The organism is Sinisalibacter aestuarii, assembly GCF_027923545.1.
Taxonomy (GTDB): domain Bacteria; phylum Pseudomonadota; class Alphaproteobacteria; order Rhodobacterales; family Rhodobacteraceae; genus Sinisalibacter; species Sinisalibacter aestuarii.
Map to the genome: position 1 here is coordinate 37,570 of NZ_BROH01000009.1, position 19,237 is coordinate 56,806.

14 protein-coding genes are annotated in these 19,237 nt (G+C 66.0%); 3 read left to right on the plus strand and 11 right to left on the minus strand.

Going from position 1 to position 19,237, the window contains the following annotated elements; genetic code table 11:
* Positions 1-228: 228 nt before the first annotated feature.
* The 6 genes from QMG28_RS14440 to QMG28_RS14465 all read right to left on the minus strand — a co-directional run bounded on the left by QMG28_RS14440 (position 229) and on the right by QMG28_RS14465 (position 13,427).
* Complete coding sequence (locus QMG28_RS14440) at positions 229-2,130, minus strand: Hint domain-containing protein (RefSeq protein ID WP_281843024.1); 1,902 nt, start codon at positions 2,128-2,130, stop codon at positions 229-231.
* A 294-nt stretch (positions 2,131-2,424) separates the two neighbouring features.
* Positions 2,425-7,368 (minus strand): Ig-like domain-containing protein, encoded by a 4,944-nt coding sequence (locus QMG28_RS14445; RefSeq protein WP_281843025.1) that lies wholly within the window; start codon positions 7,366-7,368, stop codon positions 2,425-2,427.
* 1 nt (position 7,369) lies between these two features.
* A complete protein-coding gene (locus tag QMG28_RS14450; protein WP_281843026.1) occupies positions 7,370-7,612 on the minus strand; it encodes a hypothetical protein in 243 nt (80 codons plus the stop codon).
* Positions 7,613-8,304: 692 nt separating this feature from the next.
* On the minus strand, positions 8,305-9,291 hold the full coding sequence (locus QMG28_RS14455) for a hypothetical protein (protein WP_281843027.1): 987 nt from the start codon (positions 9,289-9,291) through the stop codon (positions 8,305-8,307).
* A 92-nt stretch (positions 9,292-9,383) separates the two neighbouring features.
* Positions 9,384-12,842 carry a transcription-repair coupling factor gene (gene mfd, locus QMG28_RS14460; RefSeq protein ID WP_281843028.1) on the minus strand — a complete coding sequence of 1,153 codons (3,459 nt, stop codon included), beginning with the start codon at positions 12,840-12,842 and terminating at the stop codon, positions 9,384-9,386.
* A 57-nt stretch (positions 12,843-12,899) separates the two neighbouring features.
* The gene (locus QMG28_RS14465) at positions 12,900-13,427 is read right to left on the minus strand and encodes a component of SufBCD complex (RefSeq protein WP_281843029.1); all 528 of its coding nucleotides are present in this window, start codon (positions 13,425-13,427) and stop codon (positions 12,900-12,902) included.
* Positions 13,428-13,551: 124 nt separating this feature from the next.
* Between QMG28_RS14465 and hemB the strand changes: the two genes are divergently transcribed.
* Positions 13,552-14,547, plus strand: coding sequence for a porphobilinogen synthase (gene hemB / locus QMG28_RS14470; RefSeq protein WP_281843030.1), 996 nt, complete (start codon positions 13,552-13,554; stop codon positions 14,545-14,547).
* 97 nt (positions 14,548-14,644) lie between these two features.
* Positions 14,645-15,133 carry a GNAT family N-acetyltransferase gene (locus tag QMG28_RS14475; RefSeq protein WP_281843031.1) on the plus strand — a complete coding sequence of 163 codons (489 nt, stop codon included), beginning with the start codon at positions 14,645-14,647 and terminating at the stop codon, positions 15,131-15,133.
* A 105-nt stretch (positions 15,134-15,238) separates the two neighbouring features.
* On the opposite strand, the gene QMG28_RS14480 is transcribed toward QMG28_RS14475, so the two are convergent.
* Positions 15,239-15,664 (minus strand): DoxX family protein, encoded by a 426-nt coding sequence (locus tag QMG28_RS14480; RefSeq protein WP_281843032.1) that lies wholly within the window; start codon positions 15,662-15,664, stop codon positions 15,239-15,241.
* Positions 15,665-15,894: 230 nt separating this feature from the next.
* Between QMG28_RS14480 and QMG28_RS14485 the strand changes: the two genes are divergently transcribed.
* A complete protein-coding gene (locus QMG28_RS14485) occupies positions 15,895-16,455 on the plus strand; it encodes a lipid-binding SYLF domain-containing protein (RefSeq protein WP_281843033.1) in 561 nt (186 codons plus the stop codon).
* On the opposite strand, the gene QMG28_RS14490 is transcribed toward QMG28_RS14485, so the two are convergent.
* The 4 genes from QMG28_RS14490 to QMG28_RS14505 all read right to left on the minus strand — a co-directional run bounded on the left by QMG28_RS14490 (position 16,445) and on the right by QMG28_RS14505 (position 19,214).
* Complete coding sequence (locus QMG28_RS14490; protein WP_281843034.1) at positions 16,445-17,044, minus strand: hypothetical protein; 600 nt, start codon at positions 17,042-17,044, stop codon at positions 16,445-16,447. The two genes, QMG28_RS14485 and QMG28_RS14490, sit on opposite strands and share 11 nt — an antisense overlap.
* Positions 17,044-17,628, minus strand: coding sequence for a HupE/UreJ family protein (locus tag QMG28_RS14495; protein ID WP_281843035.1), 585 nt, complete (start codon positions 17,626-17,628; stop codon positions 17,044-17,046). Before QMG28_RS14495 ends, QMG28_RS14490 begins: the two co-directional genes overlap by 1 nt.
* A 133-nt stretch (positions 17,629-17,761) precedes the next feature.
* Complete coding sequence (locus tag QMG28_RS14500; RefSeq protein ID WP_281843036.1) at positions 17,762-18,205, minus strand: phospholipase A2 family protein; 444 nt, start codon at positions 18,203-18,205, stop codon at positions 17,762-17,764.
* Positions 18,206-18,341: 136 nt separating this feature from the next.
* A complete protein-coding gene (locus QMG28_RS14505; protein WP_281843037.1) occupies positions 18,342-19,214 on the minus strand; it encodes an NAD(P)-dependent oxidoreductase in 873 nt (290 codons plus the stop codon).
* Between the last annotated feature and the right edge of the window lie 23 nt (positions 19,215-19,237).

Here is a 19,237-nt window from a genome sequence, read left to right on the forward strand (position 1 = left end):
CCGCCATGCCCCTTGTTTTGCAGGCGTGCCCGGATATTTCGCCCGGATTTTGCCACAATTCGCCTTATTTCATCCCCGTTGCCCGCCCTTTCGGGGCGCCCTGCCCGCACCGCCGGGACTGCCCAAAAAGCGTTGAAAAACAGGTGCCTCTCAGCGTTTCCGACAGCGCAACAATGCACCCGGACCCGGCTAAAGACGAATGTGGCGAAACAATGGCCCGCCAGCCCGTCAGCGGATCAGCATCCCCGCCTCGTGGCGCTTCAGCGTGCGCCGCGCCGTGCCATAGCCACCCGCGCCCGCGCTCTGTTCAAGCTCGGGGAACAGCTCGAAAATCTCGCGCTGCGCCGCCTTGCCCGCCCCCTTCAGCGCCTGCTCGCCGGGCTGGAAGCTTTCGGTCCAGGCCCCGTCCGACAGGACCACCTCGTGATGATCGAACATGAAGTGCAGATAGGTCACCGCGCTGGCCTCGACGCGCAGGATGCTCTCGCCATTCACAAGGTGCTTGGCGGCGGCGAACACCTCGGTCTCGTCGAAATAGAGCGCCGGGCGGTCGCCCATGATCAGGAGCCGGTGATTGGGGCTGACCAGCATATCGCGCTCCGGCAGGCCCTTGCCCAGCGCCCCGGCCCGGATCAGCACCGGCTTGAGCCGCGGCGTCACGTCAAGCAGCGCGCCCGACACGGTCTGCCGCCCCAGCCAGCGGATTTCCTGCAAACCGTTATCGCGGGTCACCACCTTGTCGCCCTCGCGCAGCCGCTCCACCGGCACTTCGCCGCGCGGCGTGGCGATCAGCGTGCCGGGGGTGAAACAGGGCACCACCAGTTCCTCGATATCGGTGAAGTTGATATTGGCGTATTCGCCGGTGGCGGGATTGTAGAGCTGGATCTGGCCGTTGAAGCCGGGATTGCCGTTGGTCTCGGGGGTTTTCAGCCGCGAATGCACCTCCCAGCCCGCGTCGATCAGGGCCGAAATGTCGAGCGTATCCCAATCGTTGCCGCCCGAACCACCATCGACGGTCGTATTATTCACCCCGGCGCTGCCGAGCGTGTTGACATGGATCGTATCGGCATCGTCACCGCCGGCCAGCAGATCGTTATCGCCGCCGCCAAAGAGCACGTCATCGCCGGCACCGCCATCGAGCCGGTCGAAGCCATCGCCCGCGTCGAGCAGGTCATCGCCGTCGCCGCCCAGCAGCACGTCATTGCCCGTGCCGCCGTACAGCGCATCGTCGCCGGTGCCGCCCTCAAGCGTATCGTTGCCGCCCTGGCCATAGAGCACGTCATCCCCGGCACCGCCAAACAGCGTATCGTCGCCATCCGGGATCGGTGTGACGACGGCATCGTCGATCAGATCGCCCGACAGCGTATAGCCCGAGCCGCTGGGCCGCGCGGTCAGGGTGAACTCGATGAAGGTCCGGTCTTCGAAGCCGGCGGAGAACCAGGCGTTCTGATCGTTCGGATTGGTGTCCTCCCCGCCCGAAGCGGTCACCACGCCACTGCTTTCGGTGATGTTCAGATCGCTGTGCCCGGAGGTGGCGAAGGTGGTGAAGCTCGCCGACGACACCTGCACCGCTTCGGTGCCGATGGTGCCACGGCCATAATCCACCCGGTCGATATCGTTGAAGGTGGCGATGGAGTTGAGCGCGATTGCCTCGCCGGTGGCGGGATCGAAGAATTCGAGCCGCAGCGTCGCCTGTTCGCCGTTCATAGAGCGGCTGTTCTCGCCGTTCAGCAGGATCTCGGAGCCATCGCCGCCGGTGAGATCAACCGTCAGGCGGCTGTCGGTGGTGCTGACCAGAACGAGCCGCCCCGACACCGCCGTGCCATCGTCGAGATAGGCAATCCTGTCGTAGATCACGCTGTCGCCCGGCTCGTCGGAATTGCTGCCCCAGGCGGTCTGCGATCCGGGGCGGACATTGCGGCTGTCCAGTTCCAGCGGCGTCGCGTCATGGCCCGAGGCGGTGCCCACCCCTGTATCGCCATAGAGCGTATCGTTGCCATCGCCGCCCTGCAGGGTATCGTGGCCGCCTTCGCCGGAGGCCAGATCATCGCCGCCAAGCAGCGCGATCAGATCGTCCTCGCCGGTACCCTCGATAATATCGGGCCCATCGGTCCCGGTGATACTCGTCATGTGGCCCCCCAGCCAGAACGCAAGATAACGCCGTCACACTACAAGACCGGAACAGCAGAGGAAATGCCGGGGCGCCGCGAGTCAGCGGGGAAAATCCGGGCGAATTCCCCCTGCGCGGCAACCAGCCGCAGAAAAAGAAACAACCCCGCGGCGTCCCGCAGGATTGTTTCCAGACCCGAAATGGAACCCTCGGCGCGGCGCGGCACCGGTTCTCGGCCGCACGCACGGCCGGGGCAGCCCCTCCCCCTTCCAGGCCGGGAGCCCGCCGGGTGACCCCGGCGGGCACGCTGCACCCTATTTGACCAGCATCCGGGCCTCATGCTTCTTGAGCACCCGCCGCGCGGAGGCGTAATCCTCCAGCCCTTCGGCGGTTTCAAGCTCGGGGAAGAGCTCGAACAATTCCTGCCGCTGGGCATTGCCGATGCCTTTCAGCGAGTAATCGCCCGGCTGGAAGCTCTCGGTCCACGCGCCGTCCGACAGCACCACTTCGTGACGCTCGAACATGAAGTGCACATAGGTCACCCCGAGCGGCTCGACCACCTGGATACCCTGGTTGTCGACCAGATGTTTCGCCGCTGCCAGCACCTCGCGCTCGTCGAAATAAAGCGTGGTGCGGTCATTGGCGACCAGCACCCGGTGGTTCGGGCTGACCATCATGTCGCGCTCCGGCAGGCCATTGCCAAGCGCGCCGGCCTTGATGAGCACGGGCTTGAGGTGATCGGCCGCCGCCAGTTCCTTGAAGGTGATCGGCTTGTGGCCCACCCATTTGATCTCCTGAATGCCGTTGTCGCGGGTGATCACCCGGTCGCCCGGCTCCAGCTCTTCGACGCGGCGCTCGCCCTTCGGCGTGGCGATCATCGTGCCCGGCGTGAAGCAGGGGATGACCTTCTCGATATTGTAGAAATCGAGCGTGCCGAGATCGTTGCCGTCCTTGTCGAAATAGGTGACGTAGCCGTTTTCCTCGTTCGGCGTGGTGAAGGTGACCTTGAGCGAGCCGTTGGAGGGGGCCGATCCGGTCAGGTCGAGCGTATCCCAGTCGTCGCCGCCTTCGTTGCCATCGACATAGTCGCCGTAATTGACGTTGACGAAGAGATCGCGGTCATCGCCGCCCGAGAGCGTATCGTTGCCCTCGCCGCCGTCGATCACGTCATTCCCGGCACCGCCGTCGATAGTGTCGTCACCCGTGCCGCCGGCAATCTCATCGTCGCCCGCGCCACCGTAGACCTCGTCGTTGTCGGCCCCGGCGTCGATCACATCGTCGCCGTCGCCGCCTTCGATGTAATCGTCGTTATTGCCGCCGGTGATAGTGTCGTCACCGTCGCCGCCATAGAGCTGGTCCGCCCCGGTGGTGCCGATGATCGTATCGTCGCCTTCATCGCCGTAGAGGATATCCTCGCCGGTTTCGCCGTCGATGTAATCGTCGCCGGCGCCGCCGTGGACAACATCCTTGCCCTGACCGGCATAGATGACGTCATCCCCCTCGCCGCCGTCAATGGTATCGGCGCCGTCGCCGCCATAGATCAGGTCATCGCCCTGACCGCCGATCAGCGTATCGAGCCCGTCGCCGCCATAGATCGTGTCATTGTCGATCCCGCCGTCGATGTAATCGTCGCCGGCATCGCCGTAGAGCACGTCATCGTCGTCCTGGCCGTAGATCACGTCATTCCCGGCGCCACCGTGGATCACGTCGATGCCGTTATCCGGGCGCGGGTCGAGCGCGTCGACGATGTTGAGCGGATCGGTGTCCGGCCCGAGGCCGCCCCAGATCTCGTCATCGCCATCGCCGCCCTCGATCGTATCGGAGCCGTGGCCGCCGATGATGTAATCGTCGCCCTCGCCACCGTCGATCGTGTCGTCGTCAAGGCCGCCGTCGATCGTGTCGTCGCCCGCGCCGCCCAGGATCACGTCCTGGTCGTCGCCGGTGATGATCGTATCGTTGCCGTCGCCGCCCTCGACATAGTCGCGGTCGTCAAACATGTCGGTGTCTTGCGGCAGGATCGGCGGGAAGCCGTAATCGGTCATCGGGTTGGAGCCCGATGTGTCGATGTAGTCGTCACCGTCGCCGCCATAGACGGTATCGGACCCGTCGCCGCCGATGATGGTGTCGTTCCCCTCCTCGCCATAGACGGTATCGTCGCCCTCGCCGGCATCGACCTCGTCGTCGCCGAGACCGGCATAGACCGTATCGTCGCCCTCATAGGCTTCGATGATATCGTCGTTCGGCCCCTCGCCCGGCAGGAACTCGTCATTATGGTCGACCATGTCGCCTTCCGGGTCGCCGGCATAGCCGTAGTCGATCAGATCGTCGCCGGCGGTGCCCTCGACGATGCCGTCATTCACCAGAATGGTGACGGTGGCGCTGTCGGTGCCGCCATTGCCATCGGAGATGGTGTAATTGACAACCGCCTCGCCATCGAAGCCCGCCGCCGGGGTGAAGGTGATCGTGCCATCCGGGTTGATCGCCACATCGCCATCCGGGCTCGTCGCCTCGGTCACGATCAGCGGATCGCCATCGGGGTCACTGTCATTGTCGAGCACCGCGATGGTCACCGCCGTATCCAGATGGGTGCTGGCGGTGTCGTCCTCGGCCACGGGCGCATCGTTGACGTTGTTCACATTCACGGTGACGGTGGCGGTATCGGTGCCGCCATTGCCGTCGGACACGGTATAGGTGAAGCTGTCGGTGCCCGAGAAGCCCGGATCGGGGATGTAGTCCACGGTGCCGTCGCCATTGTCGACGATGGTGCCGTTGGCCGGATCCGAAATGTCGACGATCTCCAGCGTATCGCCATCCACATCCGAGTCATTGCCCAGCAGATCGACGGTGACGGTGGTGTTTTCGTCCGTCGAAGCGGTATCGTCCACCGCGTCGGGATCGTCGTTCACCGGGGTCACCTCGACCGTCACGGTCGCCGTGTCGGTGCCGCCATTGCCGTCGTCCACCGTATAGGTGATCTCGGTCGTGCCGTTGAAGTTCTCGTCCGGCGTGAAGGTGATCGTGCCATCCGGGTTGATCACCACATCGCCATCCGGGCTGGTCGCCTCGGTCACCGTCAGCGGATCGCCATCCGGGTCGGTGTCGTTGCCGAGCACGTCGATGGTGACCGCCGTGTCTTCGTCGGTGGTGGCCGTGTCGTCCTCGGCAACCGGCGCATCGTTCACCGGAGTCACCTCGACCGTCACGGTGGCGGTGTCGGTGCCGCCATTGCCGTCATCCACCGTGTAGGTGATCTCGGTCGTGCCGTTGAAGTTCTCGTCCGGCGTGAAGGTGATCGTGCCATCCGGGTTGATCACCACATCGCCATCCGGGCTGGTCGCCTCGGTCACCGTCAGCGGATCGCCATCCGGGTCGGTGTCGTTGCCGAGCACGTCGATGGTGACCGCCGTGTCTTCGTCGGTGGTCGCGGTGTCGTCTTCGGCATTGGGGCCGGAATTCGGCGGCAGGATGATCTGTTCGATCTCGGTGAAGGTCATCTCGCCGGTCACGTTGCCGCTGTCGTCGAGGAACTGGACAATGCCCGAGGTCGAGTTGCCGTCGGGGTCGGTGGTCTGGTCGACGATGCGCAGCGGGCCCGAGCCCGATAGGTCGAGCACATCGTAATCGTCGCCCTCGCTGCCGCCATCCACCGCGTCGCCGGCAGTACCGCCGATGAAGGTGTCGCGGTCGGCGCCGCCATGCATCGTGTCGGCCCCGTCGCCGCCGGTGATGGTATCGTCGCCGCCCTCGCCGAAGATCAGGTCGTCACCCTCGCCGCCGAGCAGCGTGTCATCGCCCGGCTCGCCACTGCCGCCCGTGCCGGTCGTGTCGAAGGTGATATCGGAGACCCAGATCGCCTGGTCGGTATTGGCGCCGTTGTCATAGTCGATCTCGATCCGGGCAACCGGCCCGGCAATCGCAACCTCGACCGAGCCGATCGCGTCTTCCGGCCCCTGATAGCCATTGTCGGGGCTGGTGCCGGTGACGGTGTTGCCGCTGACATTCTGCACCCCGGTGGGCGTCAGCACCACGGCCACCGCGTTACCCTCGGCGTCGTAGGCGCGGATCGTCACCCGGTCGATATGGTTGTCGTGGTAATTGCCGACATCGACATCGTTGAGCCGGAAGGCCACGTTCTGGACCTCGTCGCCATAGGCGTCATCGGTCGAGGAGAAGGAAAGCGTGGTGGTCGAGGTATTGTCCCAGCCGCCCTCGCCGCCCAGGCCATGGAGCATGAGGCTGGAATCGGCATCGAACCCCTCGCCCGGCTCGACATAGGTCTGATCGTTCGAGATCGTCGCCGTTGCGCAGTAATCCTGCGCCACGAAGCCGATATTCACGTTGATGCCGCCAGCGTCGTAATCCGTCGAACTGCCGAGCTTGGTGCCATCGGAGGCCACGTTATCCCAGACCAGCGTCTTCGCCTCGCCGGGGGCGCCGGCGCCGTAGGGGCCGTCGCTGTCGCCATAGATCACATCGTCGCCCGCGCCGCCTTCGACGTAATCGTTGCCCGCACCGGCATAGACCTCGTCATCGGCCGCGCCGGCATAAACCTGGTCGTCGCCCGCGCCGGCGACGATGATATCGTCGTTCGGGCCTTCGCCCGGCAGCAACTCGTCGTTGTTATCGACCATGTCGCCATCGGGATCGCCGGTATAGGCCAGGTCGATCAGGTCATCGCCGGCGGTGCCTTCCACGATCCCGTCGCCCTCAGGCGCGGGCACACAGTTGAAGCCCATATCGGTGATCGAGATATGGCCCGATTCCCCGGCGCTCGACCCGTTATCGTGAATCACCACCAGCTTCACGATCGGCTCCGAGACGGTGACGGTCACGCCCTCTTCGCACAGCTCCCGGCCGCCTTCGATGGTGTTGCCAGTGACCTGCTGCCCCGATTGCAGGGAGGTGAATTCGACATCCACCAGATTCCCGTCGGCATCGTAGGCGAGCACCGTCACCTTGTCGTCCCAGCCCCAGCCCTGGTCAACATCCTTGAGCTGGAAGTTGAGGTCGGTGACGGCCTGGTCGAATTCGACCACGGTCTGCGTCGGCTTGGAAACATCGTCCGATTTCAGCAGGCCGCCGGAAAGCGTGAAGCTGTCGCCGCTGGCGCTTGTCGGGGTCGAGACGGTCACCCCGACCGTGCCGCTGCCCGCCGACGAGGTCAGCGTGGCCGAACCGTCTGCGCCGGTGAGAGTCCAGTCGAGAAGGTAGTCGCCGCTCGGCGTGTAACCGGCCGGATAACTGGTATGATAGGTCATGTCACTCGTTCCCTTGCTCAAGCCCGGCGCGGACGGGTGTCTGGACAACCGCAGCACAGGTCAGATTGGCGACGCCGGCAAACACCTGCCGGAAATCGAAGATGTCATAAGAATCTGCACGAAGAAGAGTGAGGCCGAATGCGCCCGAGATGGTGCGCCCGCACATCCGGTCAAGTTCGGTAAAGGACAACATGCCTTCGATTCCCCTCGCAATACGCTCGTCCAAATTCCAGGTTTCGGGCAATGCTGCCGCCACGGGAGCCCGCACCCGACACCTGAATCATGCGCCTTCGAGGAGATGAACAGCCCAATGCGGGGCTACGAGCATGGATCGGCGGGCCCCCCCGGCCCCGCTTTTCCGACGCTCCGTGCGCCGCCAACCGCATACGCGCCAAGGCGACACACGCATCTCCCCACGGCAATCCGTGGGTCGCGTGCGGCCGCCCCCGTGGCCTCAGACATTACCCCCCAGTTGGGCAGGGTCAAAATACGCCCGGGCCGCGGGCAACAAAAGCGAATTCTCGCCGAAACGGGTGCAGGACCACGTCCAAATGGTTAAGATGACGGGATTTTCGGGCTGAGCGCGGCGGCGGATGACGCCGGGTTTGTTTCCGTTTGAGAGACGATTTCAACCGTCAGGCGCAGCCGCGCGCGCGGTTCACCGGCGACAATCCACAATTCGGGCGGGTTATCCACAGAGCGGCGCGCGAAATCGCGCCCGTTTCTGTTTCCGTAGCGAAAACATTCTCGCCACGATGACCGGTAAAGCGGATCGGCAGAATTTGTCAAAAATTTGTCGAAACCCGGGGCAGAATTGTGTTCGTCGCCCCGGCCTAATCGTCATGGAACGCCCGGATCGGTGCGATTTTGCGAACGTCACGCCCCGGCGCGCGGTCGAATCATTGCCGCTGCTGAGTGCCCTCCGGCCCGGTCGGGTCAGCCAGCGCCACGGTCATCCGCCGGCACCGATTCCGGTGCCCGGGCCCGCGCCGCCATCCGCCCGCGCAGCACCCCCGCCGCGCTGAACTGGATCACATAGGCGATCATGACCGGCAGCAGAAAGCTCGCCCCGAAGGTCGGCAGCGAGAAGGAGGCGAGGATCAGCGCCAGGGTGATATAGCGCGTCACCATATGCCAGTAGATCGCCCGCCCTTCGCCACTCGCCGGGGTCAGCCATGTGGCGAGCGCGATGGCCACCGCATAGAAGGCGAGCGTGGCCAGCGCGGCCGTGGCGAAGGTCGCGGCAGGCACGGCAAAGATGAGCTGCGAGGTCTCTAGCCCGAACAGGTAGAAGACGATCCCGGCGATCACCGCCTGGCTGATCCTGCTCTGATGGCGCTCGATGCGGGCGACGAGGCCCGGCGCGTCCGATTTCAGCCATTGCGACAGGATGAAGGGCAACACGATCAGGATCATGAAGGGCGCAAAGGGCGGAATACGGATACCGCTTCCGGCGCCGACCCCGCCCAGATCGGGCGGCGGAAAATACGGGCCGAGCCAGCCCGGCAAGGCCGCAAAAACGAGCGTGACCGGCAGCACCATCGCGAGGTTCACCACCGAGAGCAGAAAGCCCAGCCGCACATCCGCGCCAGAGGATTTGATCCAGTGCATCACCATGCCCCCGCCCGGCAGCATGGCCAGCAGCAGAAGCGCGGCGGCAAGGCCGAGATCGCCGGTGAGCCAGCCGATCCCGAGTGCCGCGAGCGGCAGGGCCGCGAAGTTCAGCACGAGGTTGAGCGCGATGGGCTTCAGCTCATGCGCGGCAAAGGTCAGATCGGAGCGGCCGAACCGGAACAGCGAGGGCGTCACCAGGAACACCCCCGCCACGATGCAGATCGCGGGCGAGAACGGGAAGCCCCCGGTCAGCCGGCCCGTGGCGAGGCCGAGCGCCATGGCGGCGAGGACAATGACAATCTGGCGCATGGCGAGGCTCCTCGGGATGACCCGACCGAGATAGGCGCGGCGGCGCCGAACGCAACCAGTGACATTCAGTTTTCAGAATATTTATGCGCGACTCAGGCTTTGCGCTTCACCGTGCCCGCCTTCTCGGCGAGGTCGCGGGCAATGGCAAAGGCGCCCTTGATCTTGTCGCTGTCCTTCGCCCAGTCGCGGCGGATGACGATCTTGTTGTCCTTGACCTTGGCCAGCCCGTTCTGGGCCTGCAGGTATTCGACCAGACCCGAGGGGCTGGCGAATTTGTCGTTGTGAAACTGGATCGTCGCCCCTTTCGGCCCACCGTCGAGCCGGGCGATGCCGGCGCGCTTGCACATCGCCTTGATGCGCACGATCAGCAGGAGCGTGTTGACCTCTTTGGGCAGCTTGCCGAACCGGTCGATCAGTTCGGCGGCAAAGCCTTCCAGCTCCACCTTGGTGCTGAGACCCGACAAGCGCCGGTAGAGCCCCAGCCGCACGTCCAGATCGGGCACGTAATCGGCGGGGATCAGCACCGGCACGCCCAGATTGATCTGCGGCGCCCAGGTCTCGTCGGCCTCGGTCAGCCCTTCCAGCTCGCCCGCGCGGATCTTGGCAATCGCCTCTTCCAGCATCTGCTGGTAAAGCTCGTAGCCCACCTCGCGCATCTGGCCCGATTGCTCCTCGCCGATCAGGTTGCCCGCGCCGCGAATATCGAGATCCTGGCTCGCCAGCATGAAGCCCGCGCCAAGGCTGTCGAGGCTGCCCAGCACCTTCAGCCGCTTCTCGGCATTCGGCGTCAGCGGCACGCGCGGCTTGGTGGTGAGATAGGCATAGGCGCGCGTCTTCGAGCGGCCCACCCGGCCCCGGATCTGGTAAAGCTGGGCCAGCCCGAACATATCCGCGCGCCAGACCACCATCGTGTTGGCGGTGGGAATATCGAGGCCGCTTTCCACAATCGTGGTGGCGAGCAGCACGTCGAACTTGCCGTCATAGAAAGCGTTCATCCGCCGGTCGAGCTCGCCCGCCGCCATCTGGCCATGGGCGACCACATAGCTCACCTCCGGCACATGGGTTTGCAGGAAATCCTCGATCTCGGGCAAGTCCTTGATCCGCGGCACCACGAAGAACGATTGGCCGCCCCGGTAATGCTCGCGCAGCAGCGCCTCACGGATGGTGACCGTATCGAACTCGCTCACATAGGTGCGGATCGACAGCCGGTCGATCGGCGGCGTGCCGATCACCGACAGATCGCGCACCCCCGACAGGCTCATCTGCAGCGTGCGCGGGATCGGCGTGGCGGTGAGGGTGAGCACGTGAATATCGCTGCGCAGCTCCTTCAGCCGCTCCTTGTGGCCGACGCCGAAGCGCTGCTCCTCGTCGATCACCAACAGCCCGAGATTTTTGAACCGGATCGCCTTGGCCAGCAGCGCATGGGTGCCGACGACGATATCCATCGTGCCATCGGCAATGCCCTTGCGGGTGCGCTCGGCCTCCTTCTGGCCGACGAAGCGCGAAAGCTGGCCCACGCTGATCGGAAAGCCCCGGAACCGCTCGGCAAAGCTCTTGTAATGCTGGCGCGCGAGCAGCGTGGTGGGGGCGATCACCGCCACCTGCATCCCCGCCATCGCCGCCACGAAGGCGGCGCGCATCGCCACCTCGGTCTTGCCGAAGCCCACATCGCCGCAAACCAGCCGGTCCATCGGCTGGCCGGCGGCGATATCCTCGATCACGTCCGAGATCGCGGAAAGCTGGTCTTCCGTCTCCTGATAGGGGAAGCGGGCGGCGAATTCTTCCCAGGCGTGGTGCGGCGCTTCCAGCACCGGCGCCTTGCGCAGCGCCCGTTCGGCGGCGAGGCGGATCAGCTTGTCGGCCACCTCCTTGATGCGCTGCTTGAGCCGGGCTTTCTTGGCCTGCCAGGCACCGCCGCCCAGCTTGTCGAGCAGCCCCTCGTCATGGCCGAACTTGCTGAGAAGCTCGATATTTTCCACCGGCAGGTAAAGCCGGTCGCCGCCGGCATATTCGAGCGCGATGCATTCATGCGGCGCACCGGCGGCGGTGATCGTCTCAAGCCCGGTATAGCGCCCGACGCCATGGTCGACATGCACCACCAGATCGCCCGGGCTGAGCGCATTGGTCTCGGTCAGGAAATTCTCGGCCCGCCTGCGCTTTTTCGGCGCGCGGATCAGCCGGTCGCCCAGCACGTCCTGTTCGGAGATCACGGTGAGGCCCTTCGCCTCGAAGCCGTGCTCCAGCGGCCAGACGGCGAGGAAAACCCCGCCATGGCTCTCGGGCACATCGCGGAAATCGGCGATCTCGGCGGTGGCGGTCAGCCCCTCATCGGCCAGAAGCCCCTTGAGCCGCTCGCGCGCGCCCTCGGAATAAGACGCGACCACCACCGCGCCCTGCTCCCGCTTTGCCCGAATGTGATCGGAAAGCGCACTGAAAAGGTTTATCTTTTCCTGCTGCCGCTCGGGTGAGAAATTGCGCCCGATCCGCCCGCCGCCATCCAGCACGCCCGGGCCGGTGGGCTGCGGCAGGGCGCCGAAGCCGATCACCCGCACGCCGGCCGTGGCCGCGCTCCAGGCCGCATCGTCAAGGTAGAGCAGCCCCGGCGGGCACGGCTTGTAGACCGAATCCATCCGGTTTCTGGCGTTCATCGCCTCGCGCCGCGTCTCGTACTGGTCGGCGATCCCGTCCCAGCGGCTGATCCGGGCGGGGGTGAGCTGATCGTCCAGCATCACGCTGGCGCCGGGCAGATAGTCGAACAAGGTTTCCAGCCGCTCGTGGAAGAACGGCAGCCAGTGCTCGGCGCCCTGATGCTTGCGCCCCGCGCTCACCGCCTCGTAAAGCGGATCGTCCGAGGTGCCGGCGCCGAACTCGATCCGGTAATTCTGCCTGAACCGGGTGATCGCGGCCTCGTCGAGGATCACTTCCGAGACCGGCGCAAGCTCCACCACCGACAGGTTCTCGGTGGTGCGCTGGGTGGCCGGGTCGAAGCGGCGCGCGCCGTCGAGCACGTCGCCGAACAGATCGAGCCGCACCGGCCCGGCCTCGCCCGGCGGATAGATGTCGATGATCCCGCCGCGCACGGCAAAATCGCCGGGCTCGGTCACCGTGGGCGCCTGCGAAAAGCCCATCCGCACGAGAAACGCGCGCAGCGCGTCCACGTCCAGCCGGTGATCGACACGGGCGGTAAAGCTCGCCTCGCGCAGCACCTCGCGGGCGGGCACGCGCTGGGTGGCGGCGTTGAGCGTGGTGAGCAGGATCACCCGGCTGGTCGGCAGCCCATGCGCCAGCGCCGCCAGCGTCGCCATCCGGTTGGCCGACACATCGGCATTGGGCGAGACCCGGTCATAGGGCAGGCAATCCCAGCCCGGAAAGGTCATCCGCGCCACATCGGGCGCGAAGAAATCGAGCGCGGCTTCCATCGCCGCCAGCCGGCGCGCATCGCGGGCGACATGCACCACCGGGCCGCCGGACTTTTCCAGCTCGCGGACCAGCAGGGCCGCGTCGAAGCCCTCGGGGGCCCCGGAAAGGGTGATGGCACGGATGTCGTTCATGGCGCTGGCCTACCCCCGGGCGGGCGCGGGATCAACCGGCGATCTGCGCCCGGCGGCTCAGCTCCCGATCGCGCCGATGCTCATGTTCTGATACATGCCCCAGAGCGCGGTCACGAAGATCGAGAGCATCCCCACCACCTGGGTCTGGATCCGGTGGCGCATCATCCGCCGCCGCAGCCCGTCGCCGGTCAGCCCGCCGTCGCGGATGATCCGTGCCGTGTTGAGCGAGAGAGCGCCCACCAGCGTCATCGGCGCGGCCAGCAGAAACACCGCCTGGGCGAATTCGATCCCGTACCAGAAGCCGAGCATGGCAAGCGAGGTGAGCAGCCCCGAGACCAGCCCGAGCAGCCACAGGCCCGACACGCCGGCGATATAGAGCAGCCGGTTGCAGTTGATCCGCACCATGTCTTCAAGGTCCACCTGCGCCTCGCCGCCATGGCGCCCGGCGCGCTGGATCATGTCCCATGGCACGCCCAGCACCCAGTGCGAGGTGGTCGACCACAGAACGGCCAGGGCGATCCAATACCACAGGTTGGAAAAGGATCGCATGTCGATGAGTTCGAAAATGGCGGAATACCAGTCCAACAGCCTGCCCGTTCATCACAGAAATTCGTCCCGCGTTTCATAGCCGCCGCCGTCCGCGAGCGCCAGCCCTTGAGCGCAAGGCCCGGGCGTGGCAAAGGAAGGCGTCCAACGCAGGAGCCAGCCCATGCGCACCGTCGCCCCCTTCCCCGCCGCCCGCCTGCGCCGCAACCGCCGCACCGAAGCGCTGCGCGGCCTCGTGCGCGAAACCAGCCTGAGCGTGACCGACCTGATCTGGCCGGTCTTCGTGATGGAGGGGCAGAACGACACCCATCCCGTGCCCTCGATGCCCGGCGTGTCGCGCCTGACCATCGACAAGGTGGTCGAGGCCGCACGCCATGCCGAAAGCCTCGGCATCCCGGCGATCTGCCTGTTTCCTTACGTCGATCCCGCGCTGAAAACCGAAGCCTGCGAAAACGCCTGGGACCCCGACAACCTGTCGAATCGCGCCACCAAGGCGATCCGCGATGCCGGGATCGAGGTCGCGGTGATGACCGATGTGGCGCTCGACCCCTACAATGCCAACGGCCATGACGGGATCGTGCGCGACGGCATCATCGTCAACGACGAAACCGTCGAGGCGCTGGCGAAGATGGCGCTGGCGCAGGCCGAAGCGGGCGCCGACATCCTCGGCCCGTCCGACATGATGGATGGCCGGATCGGCGCGATGCGCAGCATCCTTGAGGAAAACGGCCACAAGGACGTGTCGATCATGTCCTATTCCGCCAAATACGCTTCGGCCTTCTACGGGCCCTTCCGCGATGCGGTCGGCGCGTCGGGCGCGCTGAAAGGCGACAAGAAGACCTACCAGATGGACCCGGCCAACGCCGACGAAGCCCTGCGTCTCGTCGAGCGCGACCTGATGGAAGGCGCCGATATGGTGATGGTCAAGCCGGGGATGCCCTATCTCGACATCTGCCGCGCCGTCAAAGACACGTTCCGCGTGCCCACCTTCGCCTATCAGGTCTCGGGCGAATACGCGATGCTGATGGCGGCGGCCCGGAACGGCTGGCTCGCCGAGGAACAGGTGATGATGGAAAGCCTCGCCGGCTTCAAACGTGCCGGGCTGGACGGGATCCTGACCTATTTCGCGCCGCGTGCGGCGGAAATCCTGAACGGGTGAGGGCCTGAGGCGAACGAAACTGGCCCGCTCGCTGCGGCACGCCTGCCATAGCGCCTGGAGCCATACCTCCCGGCGTGCGATCTGCTAAACTGTTCGCATGACGGCACCCGATCCTTATAATTTTCGCAAAGTGGCGCGGGACGATCTCGATATGCTCATGCGGTGGCAATCGACGCCGCATGTCCGTGAATGGTGGGAGTCGGATGAGCCATACGATGACGCGGCCCTGGCTGATCCGCGGGTGGCGCGCTGGATCGTTTCATATGCCGAACGCCCCTTCGCCTTCATGCAGGATTACACCGTTCATGGGTGGGAAGATCACCATTTTGCCCATCTTCCCAAAGGCGCGCGCGGCATTGATCAATATATCGGCGAGCCCGAGATGGTCGGTGCCGGGCATGGACCGGCCTTTATCGCGATGAGAATGCGGGCGCTTTTCGACGAGGGCGCACCTGTGATCGCCACCGATCCGCATCCAGACAATGCACGCGCGATCGCCGTCTATAAGAGGCTGGGTTTCGAACCGTCCGGGCCGCCCCGAAAAACCCGATGGGGTTTGATCCTGCCCATGTTGGCGGCGGCCTGAGCGCGCCCACGGCAAGGATCGCTTCGCCCGGCAGAGCACCCATCCGAAACGACAGCGCCCCCGCAGAAAGCTGCGGGGGCGCTTTTCTTCGTATGGAACGCGGCCTCAGGCTGCCTGCGCCGCCGCGCCGCCTTTGCGGGTATCGAGCGCATAGGCCCCCGCGCCCATGGCGGTCACCATCAACAGCCCGCCGGCAATCGACAGGTTCTTCATGAACATGATGATCTGCATCTGCGCCATCATCCCCTCGGCGGCCCCAGCCGGCACGAGGTGATAAAGTACGCCCGCCACGATGGAGAAGCCTGCCAGCAGCAGCGCCGCGATCCGCGCCTGATAGCCGATGGCAAGCGCCAGCCCGCCCAGCACTTCGACAAGGATGGTCGGCCAGATCAGCACGCCCGGCAGCCCGCCGGAGGCGATGTAGGCGGCATTGCCGGAAATGTCGCCAAGCTTCTGAAGCCCCGAAACGATGAAGATCAGGGCAAGGAGGATGCGCGCCACGGGGGCGAGCAGCGAAAGGGAATTGGTCATCTGATGTCTCCGATCTCGAAAAGATGGGATATCTGTGCCCCAACACCACACCACCGCACAATTCGGAGTGATTGCGCAGGGTCTGTTCGAATGCGCACAACAGCCGCTGCCCCGCGCGACTTTCCGCCCATCGCCCCTGCGCGCGTGACACTCCGCCGCGCCTCCGGTATCATGCCGCAAAATCCGGGCGTTAGACCCGGGGTATCAAGGCGACAGAAAGGTTGAGAGGCATGAGCAAACTCTCCAGACGCGGTTTCATCCTGGCGACGGGCGGCAGTGGGCTTGTGCTCGCGGGCTGTGGCAACGGGCTTGGGTCGGAAGGGCCGGGCAGGATCGACGCGCGCGTGAGCGCGACGCTGAACCAGATGTACAATGATGTGCCCGACAGCCGGCGGCTTGAGGAAAAGGCCTCCGGCATGCTGGTCATGCCGCTGGTGACCGAGGCGGGCTTTGGCGTTGGCGGAGCCTATGGGCGCGGCGCGCTTCTGGTCGACGGGATCACCGTCGATTACTACTCGCAGGCCAAGGCGAGCTTCGGGCTGCAGATCGGTGCCCAGCAATTCGCCCATGTGCTCTTTTTCATGACCGATGACGCTCTGGCCGATTTCCGCACCGCCAGCGGCTGGGTTGCCGGGGCCGATATCAAATATGCCGTCGCCTCCGAAGGCGGGCGCTTCTCGGCCGATACGGTGACCACCACCAGCCCGGTCGTGGCCGTGGTCTTCGGTCAGGCCGGCCTGATCGTGGGCGCCAGCCTCGAAGGGTCGAAATATTCCCGCATCATCCCCTGAGGGTGAACGCCAGGTAAAGCACGAGGATCGCGGCGATCCATGAGGCGGCGATGCGCCAGAAGATGGCGGTCGCCGGATAGCGGATCGTGGCGAGGCTCATGCGGATCGCTCCCACGGCAAGGGCCAGCGCGCCATGCAGGCCAATGAGCAGGCCCGCACGGGTGGCGTTGCTTACCTCGCCGAACCCGTGCCCCTCCAGCGCATAGCCCACCACCGCCAGCCCCGTCATCCCGGCGAGCCAGGGCAGCGCCGGGGCGAGCCGCGCCACCGGCACCAGCGCCGCGACCACAGCCAGAAGAAGCCCGATCCCCATCGCCGTCAGCCCGATCCAGGGGCCGCTGACGGGCGCGATGGCCAGGCCGATCAGCGTGCCTGCGAGCAGATACGGCCAGGCGGCGCGCAGGCCCCGCGCGCCCCAAAGCGCCAGAGCGACGGCCAGCGCCAGCATCGGCAATAACAGATCGGGATTGGTCAGGGCGAGCTTCAGCCCGGCACCGAATGGCTGGCCCGCCCCCGCGCCGATGGCGTGGGCACTGGCCGCCTGCGGCATGAGCGCGAGCGCAAGGCCCGCGCGCAGGCGCAGCGGCATCAGGCGAACCCGAACAGGAACCCGGCCCCCGCCGCGGCGATGGCCGCACCCACGGCACGCACCACGATCCGGCCCCCGGTTGAGCCGACAAAGGCGCCCAGCCCGATCCCGGCGAGATGCAAGAGGCCGGTGGCGAGCACGAAGCCGATACCATAGGCATAGGGGTTGGCCGCGTCCGGCAATTCCGTCCCATGGGCATGGCCGTGGAACACCGCGAAGACGCCGACAATCACCGCGGCCACCCAAAGCGGCGCGCGCACCGCGAAGGCGATCAGCAGGCCCAGCACCACGCCCGACAGCGCGATCCCCGCCTCGACCATCGGCAGCGGAACGCCCAGCACACCGAGCGCGCCGCCGAAGGCCATCACCAGCGGAAAGACCACCGGCAGGAGCCAGAGCGCAGGCGCGCCGAGAAACGCCCCCCAAAGCCCGACCGCGACCATCGCCACGACGTGATCCCAGCCGCCGATCGGATGCGCGAAACCGGAGGCGAAGCCGCCCGCGCTACCGCCGGTATGGGCGGCGGCGGCGGTGGCGAGCAGCATCAGGGGCAGGCTCGCGATCAGGCGCCGGGGCTGGGTCATAGCGGTCTCCGTTCCGTGATTGCGGTGCATATTGGCGCAGGCGGCACGCCAGGTCCATCCTTTATCCGCGCGCTCTCAACCCGAATGCGCGGGTGCCATTACACATATATATCAGCATCTTATTAAGATACCTTCATTCTCCGCTGCGCGCGACGCCCTCGGCCATCAACGCGCCGAGACGATCGAGGATCGCCCAGGGCGGTTCGCGGCCGGAGGCCACACCGGCGGCCCAGTCGGCTGCGGCAAGGTTCATCTTGCTGCGCTGCCCTTCGGAATCGGTGCAGGGCGCGAGCGCGATGGCCTCGTAGACCGCCCGCGCCTTCTCGGCCAGCGCCGGGTTCGGCCAGGGCCGCTCGCGCAGCTCGGTCATGAAGGCCAGATCGCAGCCGCAATTGAACAGCCCGTTCTGGCTGGCGCAGAAATCGTGGCGGAAGCAGGCATCGTCCAGCGCGTCGAGGATCGGCCCGCTGCCGTGATAGGGCCCGCACCAGTTGCCATGAACGGGAAAGGCCATCTCCTGCGCCACGGCGGGCGCGGCGGTCGACACGGCAAGAAGAAAGGCGGCGATGCGGATCATGCCGCCATTCTGCCGCGCGCGCGCCCACCGGTCCAGCGCCGCGCGGCGGGGTGAGCGGAAAAGCCCGCCGGGCCACGACCCGGCCCCGGCACCCCGCGCGGCCTGTCAGCCAGCGCTTAGGCGGCGACCGGCACCCTCACCCCAGCGCGCGCAGCCGCCTGATCAGCGACGATGTGTCCCAGCGCCCGCCGCCCAGCTTCTGCACGTCCTTGTAGAACTGGTCGACCAGCGCCGTCACCGGCAGGCTCGCGCCGGTTTCGTTGGCGGTGGCAAGGCAGATGCCCAGATCCTTGCGCATCCAGTCGACCGCGAAGCCATGCTCGAAGAAATCGTCCGCCATCGTCTCGTAGCGGTTCGACATCTGCCAGCTCCCCGCCGCACCCTGGCTGATCACCTGCACCACCTCGCGGATATCGAGCCCCGCCTTTTCGGCAAAATGCAGCCCTTCCGACAGGCCCTGCACCAGCCCGGCGATGCAGATCTGGTTGACCATCTTGGTGAGTTGCCCGGCGCCGCTTTCGCCCATTCGGCGGATCGTCTTGCCATAAGCGGCCATCACCGGCTCGGCCGCGTCATAGGCGGCCTGCGCGCCGCCGCACATGATCGAGAGCACGCCGTTCTCGGCCCCCGCCTGCCCGCCGGAGACCGGCGCATCGACAAAGGCCACGCCCCGCCCCGCAGCCGCCTCTGCCAGTTCACCGGTCACCTTCGACGATACGGTGGTGTGATCGACGAACACCGCGCCGGCCGCCATGCCGGCAAAAGCGCCGTCCGGCCCAAGGCAGACGGCGCGCAGATCGTCGTCATTACCGACGCAGGACATCACGAAATCGGCCCCCGCCGCCGCCTCGCGCGGGGTTGCCGCCATCGCTTGGCCATGCTCGGCCACCCAGGCTTCGGCCTTCGCGGCGGTCCGGTTATAGACGGTCACCTCATGCCCCTTCGCCGCCAGGTGGCCCGCCATCGGGTAGCCCATCACACCAAGGCCCAGAAACGCCACTTTCGCCATTTCACCGCTCCGTCAATTGCATG

Coding starts and splice junctions, on each gene's coding strand:
- QMG28_RS14440 (WP_281843024.1), bottom strand. CDS start 2,130: ATGACGAGTATCACCGGGACCGATGGGCCCGATATTATCGAGGGTACC.
- QMG28_RS14445 (WP_281843025.1), bottom strand. CDS start 7,368: ATGACCTATCATACCAGTTATCCGGCCGGTTACACGCCGAGCGGCGAC.
- QMG28_RS14455 (WP_281843027.1), bottom strand. CDS start 9,291: ATGCGCCAGATTGTCATTGTCCTCGCCGCCATGGCGCTCGGCCTCGCC.
- mfd (WP_281843028.1), bottom strand. CDS start 12,842: ATGAACGACATCCGTGCCATCACCCTTTCCGGGGCCCCCGAGGGCTTC.
- hemB (WP_281843030.1), top strand. CDS start 13,552: ATGCGCACCGTCGCCCCCTTCCCCGCCGCCCGCCTGCGCCGCAACCGC.
- QMG28_RS14475 (WP_281843031.1), top strand. CDS start 14,645: ATGACGGCACCCGATCCTTATAATTTTCGCAAAGTGGCGCGGGACGAT.
- QMG28_RS14480 (WP_281843032.1), bottom strand. CDS start 15,664: ATGACCAATTCCCTTTCGCTGCTCGCCCCCGTGGCGCGCATCCTCCTT.
- QMG28_RS14485 (WP_281843033.1), top strand. CDS start 15,895: ATGAGCAAACTCTCCAGACGCGGTTTCATCCTGGCGACGGGCGGCAGT.
- QMG28_RS14490 (WP_281843034.1), bottom strand. CDS start 17,044: ATGCCGCTGCGCCTGCGCGCGGGCCTTGCGCTCGCGCTCATGCCGCAG.
- QMG28_RS14495 (WP_281843035.1), bottom strand. CDS start 17,628: ATGACCCAGCCCCGGCGCCTGATCGCGAGCCTGCCCCTGATGCTGCTC.
- QMG28_RS14500 (WP_281843036.1), bottom strand. CDS start 18,205: ATGATCCGCATCGCCGCCTTTCTTCTTGCCGTGTCGACCGCCGCGCCC.
- QMG28_RS14505 (WP_281843037.1), bottom strand. CDS start 19,214: ATGGCGAAAGTGGCGTTTCTGGGCCTTGGTGTGATGGGCTACCCGATG.